Below are 1,701 nucleotides of genomic sequence, written 5' to 3'. Positions count from 1 at the left end.
TGGGCGCGGCCGCCGCCGGAGTCCTGGCGACCGCCGTCCCGGCGGCCGCGGAGGAGTTCCCGGCGGGCTTCACCCGCCCGGTGCGCACGCCGGAGGAGGCGCTCCAGGCGCTCCGCGAGGGGAACGCGCGCTTCGCCCGCGGCGGCGTCACGGAGCCCAACCGCAACCTGGCGCGGGTGCGCGAGGTCGCCCCCAAGCAGACGCCCTTCGCCTCGATCCTGGGGTGCGCGGACTCGCGGGTCCCGGTGGAGCTGGTCTTCGACCAGGGCTTCGGCGACCTGTTCGTGTGCCGCGCGGCGGGGAACATCGTCACCCCGGAGATCCTGGGGAGCCTGGAGTTCGGGACGCTGGTGCTGGGGAGCAGGGCGCTCGTGGTGCTGGGCCACAGCGCCTGCGGCGCCGTGAAGGCCACCATCGCCGGGGATCCGGTCCCGGGGCAGATCAGCGCGCTGTACCAGCACATCCAGCCGGCCGTGGACGCCGCGGGCCCCGACCTGGACGCCGCCATCGCCGAGAACGTGCGCATCCAGGCGCGCCTGCTCAGCCGTGCGTCGCCGGTGATCGCCGGCCTGGTGAAGGAAGGGAAGCTGAAGGTGGTGGGCGGCGTGTACGACCTGGCGAGCGGCCGGGTGACGTTCCTGGAGGGGTAGGGACGGCAGGAAAGAGCCGGCTGCAGCGAGGCGCCCGCACCGGGATTCCGGTGCGGGCGCCCTCGTCGTACCCTGTCCGCGAGCACGGCTGAAGCCTACTTTCACCCCATGCCGTCGCTCAAGTATCACCAGCTCTACTACTTCTGGGTCGTCGCGCGGGAGGGGAGCATCGCCCGCGCGACCCGGAAGCTCCACCTCACCCAGCCCACCATCAGCGGCCAGATCCGCGAGCTGGAGCGCACGCTGGGCGAGCGCCTGTTCGCGAAGAGCGGGCGCAACCTGGTGCTCACCGAGATGGGGCACACCGTCTACCGCTACGCGGAGGAGATCTTCACGCTGGGCCGGGAGATGGTGGAGACGGTGCAGGGGCGCCCAACGGGGCGGCCGCTGCGCTTCGCCGTGGGGATCTCGGACTCGCTCCCCAAGCTCACCACCTACCGCCTGATCCGCCCGGCGCTGGAGCTTCCCGACCCGTTCCGGCTGGTGTTCCGCATCGACAAGACCGAGCGCCTCCTGGGCGACCTCTCCATCCACGCGCTGGACCTGGTGCTGGCCGACGTCCCCGCCCCGCCCACGGTGCAGGTGCGCGCCTTCAGCCACCTGCTGGGGGAGAGCGACGTGACGGTGTTCGGGACGGAGTCGCTCGCGGAGCGGTTCCGCCCTGGCTTCCCGGGCTCGCTGGACGGCGCGCCCTTCCTGCTGCAGACGGAGAACACGGCGCTGCGCCGCTCGCTGGACGGCTGGTTCGCGGAGGAGGGGATCGCCCCGGAGGTCGTGGCCGAGGTGGAGGACGTGGCGCTCCTGCAGGTGCTGGGACAGCAGGGGATGGGACTCTTCGCCGCCCCCTCGGTGGTGGAAGCGGAGGTGCGGAGCGCGTACGGGGTGGCGAGGGTGGGGCGGCTGCAGCGGGTGCGCGAGCGCTTCTACGCGATCTCGGTGGAGCGCAGGATCACGCACCCGGCGGTGATCGCCATCTCGGAGGCGGCCAGGAGCGGGTTCTTCGCGGAGGAGGAGGGGGGCGAGCCCCCGCCGGGAGATCCCGGCGGGGGCT

At 73.0% G+C, this 1,701-nt stretch carries 2 protein-coding genes; both read left to right on the top strand.

Features of this window, described 5'->3' with window-relative positions:
* A partial coding sequence (locus tag VGR37_16780) for a carbonic anhydrase (GenBank protein ID HEV2149064.1) occupies positions 1 to 650 on the top strand: 650 nt, incomplete at its 5' end.
* A gap of 108 nt (positions 651 to 758) precedes the next feature.
* Positions 759 to 1,701, top strand: a 943-nt coding sequence (locus tag VGR37_16775; GenBank protein HEV2149063.1) for a LysR family transcriptional regulator, incomplete at its 3' end; no start/stop codon positions are given.

This window comes from Longimicrobiaceae bacterium (assembly GCA_035936415.1).
GTDB lineage: Bacteria > Gemmatimonadota > Gemmatimonadetes > Longimicrobiales > Longimicrobiaceae > JAFAYN01.
This window is presented reverse-complemented; position numbering and strand designations above follow the sequence as displayed.